The organism is Thalassobacter sp. (genome assembly GCF_982993085.1).
Window position 1 is genome coordinate 1 of the sequence record NZ_CEZFMW010000180.1, and the last position, 4,110, is coordinate 4,110.

The following is a 4,110-nucleotide window of genomic DNA, read 5'->3' on the forward strand; positions in this document are numbered from 1 at the left end:
CGGCTCGGTGCACCAAGGTGCGGCCCTAGAGGTCAAGGCGCTGGATTGGGGCGCGCTGCGTGATGTGTGCCGCCCCGGTGCGGGGCAATCCCCACGCGTTGTGCTGCTGGACCGGGTGTCCGATCCGCACAACGTGGGTGCGATCCTACGCTCGGCTGAAGTGTTTGGCGCGCGCGCGGTTATCGCACCGTCACGCCATTCAGCCCCCGAAACCGGGGCTTTGGCGAAAACGGCGTCAGGCGCGCTCGAACGTCAGCCGTATTTGCGAATAGGCAATCTGGGCGATGCGATGGAGGCTCTCAAGGACCTGGGCTATACCATCATCGGCATGGACGGCGAAGCGCCCGAAACACTGACGGACCTTGCGCCACAAATGTCTGACCGGCCTGTTGCGATTGCGTTAGGGGCCGAAGGTCCCGGCCTGCGGGACCGGACCAAGTCGCTCTGCGATTATCTGGTACGGATCGACCCGGCTGGCGGTTTTGGTTCTTTGAACGTTTCAAATGCGGCGGCCGTGTCCCTATATGCATTGGGCACACAAGGAAGCTAGCATGCCCCATCAGATCAAACTCGCCACGTGTTGTTACTGTGGGCGGCGTACCGCGCTGCGCCCCACGGCACGTGACGGGCATGAGCTGGCCTGCGGTGCGTGCGGCGCGCCCCTGCACAACATGAAGGCAATGCCACTTGATCCTCAGGTGGGGGCATCGCGGAAAAAGCCGTCAGTGCCCAAACCAACGCCGGGCTTTAGCCCGTCTGGTAAAAAGCGAAAGAAACCCAAGAAAAGCAAACCTCTGTGGCGCAAAGCACTGGAGGAGGTTTGGGATGTGGTCGAGGACGTGTTTGACTGACACATAGGCGCTTGAGGGGCGGGTACGATCACGGCTGCGTGAGCCAAACCTTTAAACTAGGCCCTGGGTGCCTATCTATCAGTCATGAAGCGACGAGACTGGAACGCTCGTCACACCTTCACTGTCCCTCGTTCCGCACCTTTTCGCCCGATGCTTGCGTGTCGGGCTTTTTTTTGGGACGGTCGCGCCATGTTAGATAATCCCTCAGACGCCGAGATTTATGATCTGCTGGCTGCCCCGCGCCGCATCGCCCTTGTGGGGGCGTCCCTCAATCCTGCGCGGGCCAGCCATTCCGTGGGCCAGATGCTGGCAGAGCGCGGTCACCATGTTGTGGGGGTGAACCCTGGCCATGCGGGCACGCCGCTATTTGGCCAGCCCATCGTCGCCCGTCTAGAGGACGTGCCCGGGTCGGTCGATATGGTGGATGTTTTTCGCCAAAGCGACGCTTTGCCCGAAATCGTTGAGACGGTGATCACGCAGATGCCATCGGTCAAAGTGATCTGGACGCAGCTTGATGTTATACATGAGGAGGCCGCGTCCCGCGCCCGTGCCGCAGGGTTGATGGTTATTCAAGACCGCTGCCCCGTCATCGAATACCGCCGGTTGTTCTAACGCAGACGGCGGCCTTCGGAATAGGCCACCAATTGCCGCGAAAGCACCCCAATGGCTGTGTGTAGCAGCACCGTTAGGCAGGCCAGCACGATGAGGCTGGCGAACATCAGGTCGATCTTGGCCCGACCATTCGCCAGTAGCATCAAGTAGCCAAGGCCCTTGGACGCCCCGACCCATTCCCCAATCACCGCGCCGATGGGGGCATAGACCGCCGCTAGCCGCAGGCCCGTGCCAAGTGAGGGCAGGGCGTGGGGCACTTGTATCCGCAAAAGCGTCTGCAAAGGTCGCGCGCCCATTATCTTGGCCTGATCCAGTAGCCCGCGGTCAACCCGTGTCAGGCCATCGTGAAAGGCCGACGTAACGGGAAAATAGATGATCAAGACCGTCATCACGATCTTTGAGGCCATTCCATAGCCGAACCAAAGCGTTAGGACCGGCGCAAGGGCAAAGACCGGAACAGCTTGGGTGAATACAAGGATCGGCAGCATCAATCGTTCCGCCGTTTTGGACAGTGTCAGTTGGATTGCCGTAGCCACGCCCAAAAGGGTGCCAAGGATCAGGCCCGCAATGATCTCTTGGAGGGTCACAAGCGCGTTTTCCGCGATCACCTCACGGCTGTGGATCAGGGCGTTCGCTACGCGAAGGGGCGATGGCAGGATGAAGTGGGGCGCGCCGGTGATCCAGACAAGCGCCTGCCATAACCCAAGACCTACGCCGAGGGCGGCCAGTATATCACGCTTTCTCATGCGGCTTGCACCTCTCGCAGATGGGCCAAGAGTGCGGATTGGCAGGCGAGGGTGTCTGGGGCTTCGATGGCGCGGATCGGGGGCGTTGTGGGGGCGGGCCAAGGCATGGCCCCCTGCGCGGACATCACTAGGATTTGATGGCCAAGGCGCGCGGCCTCTGCTGGATCATGGGTCACGAGCAGCACGGTTTTGCCGTGCAATACCTCGGCCGCAAGTTCCTGCATATCCGCGCGGGTTCCGGCATCAAGAGCCGAGAACGGCTCATCCAGTAGGACGATAGGGCGGTCCTCCATTAGGACGCGAGCAAGGGCTGCGCGCTGGCGCATGCCCCCAGACAAAGCGGCAGGCGTTTTGTGTGCATGGGCGCGTAGACCCACGCGGTCCAATAGGGTACGGGCGCGGGCATGGTCCGGTGCCTCACTGCGCAGCTTTGCACCGATCACGACGTTATCCATGACCGACAGCCACGGCATCAACAGATCCGATTGCGCCATATACCCAAGTCGCCCTTCAATGGGGGCGCCGTCGGTTGCGGTGATGGCGCCGTCAAACCCCCCCCCAGTATCGAGGCCCGCAATCAGGCGCAGAACCGTGGATTTTCCCACCCCCGACGGCCCCAGCAAACAGGTCCATTCGGCAGCACCCAACGCGATATCCGCGTCGAACAGCACGCTGTTCGCGATGCTATGCCTGCCGCAAAGCCTGATGCCGGGGGCCGTGGTATCGGGGGGCGATGTCATTCGTTGCGCAATCCCATGCCCCAAAAACCAACCTCAAGCCGGGTGGCTGTTGTGAACCGCTCTTGGAGCGCGTCGGCGCGGGGGCTCGCGTCCAGTGTGCCCAAACGCCGTGCAACGGCGGCGTCCAACATCCCGCCCACCGTTGTGCAGATGCCTTGGTATTCGGCTCCCGAATAGGTGTCGATCCAATCAGAATAGGGCGTGTTGGGGGCGGCCTCTGCCTTAAGCCGCAGGCCGATTTCACCATAGCCCATCACGCACGGCGCCAGTGCCGCCATCAGGTCGAGGAAATCCCCCTGTAGGCCCGCGTCCATGACGTAGCGGGTATAGGCGATGTTCTCGGTCGCCTCGGTGGCGTTGAACAGGGTGTCCTCCGAAATGCCCTCGGCGGCACAGGTTTTGACGTGCAAAGCCATCTCGTAATTGACCAGCCCGTCAACAGTATTCGTACAGACAGTCATTTCTTCGAGGGTTTCGGATTTGACCACGCCGAGCGACCACGCCCGCGCAAAGTGCACCAAGAACACATAGTCCTGCACGAGATAGCGCAGGAAAGCGGCCCTTGGCAGGGACCCATCCCGTAGCCCTTCGACAAAGGCGTGCCGGGTGTATTGGGGCCATGGCGCATCGGGGGTGTTACTGGCGCCTGCGCGCCAGTGTTCAAAGGTTTTGCCGTAATCTGGTGTCATTGCGCAGTCACGTCGATGGCCAGCTTGGACACAGGGTTCACGCTGGGGATCAGGCCTGCGTCGAACAAGAATTGCTCATACGTGGCGTAGCGGCCCGCGCTCATGGCTTGGGGGCGAGTGGCAAAGCGGGGCAGTGTATCGACCCATGCGCGTGCGTTAAGTTCATCGTCCAACTCTTTGGATGTGCTGCGGAAAATATCCCATGCGGCCTCGGGGTGGTTGACGATGTACTGCGTGGCTTTCTCTACGGCGCCCAAAAAGCGGGTGATTTTGTCTGCGTCCATCGTGTCGGGATTGGCTACAAAGATCAGCTCGTCGTAGGCAGGCAGCCCGATTTCCTCAACGGCAAAACAGCGGCCCGCCACACCTTCGATGTCCATCTGGTTCAGTTCAAAGTTCCGGTAGGCACCCAGTACCGCATCCACCTGACCCGACATCAGCGAGGGTGACAGCGACCAGTTCACATTGACCA

At 61.0% G+C, this 4,110-nt stretch carries 7 protein-coding genes; 3 read left to right on the plus strand and 4 right to left on the minus strand.

The features are described 5' to 3' along the window. The 3 genes from AC4GMC_RS17370 to AC4GMC_RS17380 all read left to right on the plus strand — a co-directional run. Window positions 1–550 (plus strand): TrmH family RNA methyltransferase (locus tag AC4GMC_RS17370; RefSeq protein ID WP_487879474.1); only part of this gene is annotated, 550 nt, incomplete at its 5' end. A 1-nt stretch (window position 551) separates the two neighbouring features. Continuing rightward, on the plus strand, window positions 552–851 hold the full coding sequence (locus tag AC4GMC_RS17375) for a hypothetical protein (RefSeq protein WP_487876127.1): 300 nt from the start codon (window positions 552–554) through the stop codon (window positions 849–851). 189 nt (window positions 852–1,040) lie between these two features. Continuing rightward, on the plus strand, window positions 1,041–1,463 hold the full coding sequence (locus tag AC4GMC_RS17380) for a CoA-binding protein (protein WP_487876128.1): 423 nt from the start codon (window positions 1,041–1,043) through the stop codon (window positions 1,461–1,463). On the opposite strand, the gene AC4GMC_RS17385 is transcribed toward AC4GMC_RS17380, so the two are convergent. From AC4GMC_RS17385 to AC4GMC_RS17400, 4 genes are all read right to left on the minus strand, one after another. Continuing rightward, a complete protein-coding gene (locus AC4GMC_RS17385) occupies window positions 1,460–2,209 on the minus strand; it encodes an ABC transporter permease (protein ID WP_487878096.1) in 750 nt (249 codons plus the stop codon). The two genes, AC4GMC_RS17380 and AC4GMC_RS17385, sit on opposite strands and share 4 nt — an antisense overlap. Next, the gene (locus AC4GMC_RS17390; protein ID WP_487878095.1) at window positions 2,206–2,949 is read right to left on the minus strand and encodes an ABC transporter ATP-binding protein; all 744 of its coding nucleotides are present in this window, start codon (window positions 2,947–2,949) and stop codon (window positions 2,206–2,208) included. The genes AC4GMC_RS17385 and AC4GMC_RS17390 overlap by 4 nt, the downstream gene beginning before the upstream one ends. Beyond that, complete coding sequence (locus AC4GMC_RS17395) at window positions 2,946–3,638, minus strand: TenA family protein (protein WP_487878094.1); 693 nt, start codon at window positions 3,636–3,638, stop codon at window positions 2,946–2,948. Before AC4GMC_RS17395 ends, AC4GMC_RS17390 begins: the two co-directional genes overlap by 4 nt. Further along, window positions 3,635–4,110, minus strand: a 476-nt coding sequence (locus AC4GMC_RS17400) for an ABC transporter substrate-binding protein (RefSeq protein WP_487879473.1), incomplete at its 5' end; no start/stop codon positions are given. The genes AC4GMC_RS17395 and AC4GMC_RS17400, both read right to left, overlap by 4 nt.

Bases quoted from the DNA above. Each gene is read 5' to 3' on its own strand.
- AC4GMC_RS17375 (WP_487876127.1), top strand. From the start codon at position 552: ATGCCCCATCAGATCAAACTCGCCACGTGTTGTTACTGTGGGCGGCGT.
- AC4GMC_RS17380 (WP_487876128.1), top strand. From the start codon at position 1,041: ATGTTAGATAATCCCTCAGACGCCGAGATTTATGATCTGCTGGCTGCC.
- AC4GMC_RS17385 (WP_487878096.1), bottom strand. From the start codon at position 2,209: ATGAGAAAGCGTGATATACTGGCCGCCCTCGGCGTAGGTCTTGGGTTA.
- AC4GMC_RS17390 (WP_487878095.1), bottom strand. From the start codon at position 2,949: ATGACATCGCCCCCCGATACCACGGCCCCCGGCATCAGGCTTTGCGGC.
- AC4GMC_RS17395 (WP_487878094.1), bottom strand. From the start codon at position 3,638: ATGACACCAGATTACGGCAAAACCTTTGAACACTGGCGCGCAGGCGCC.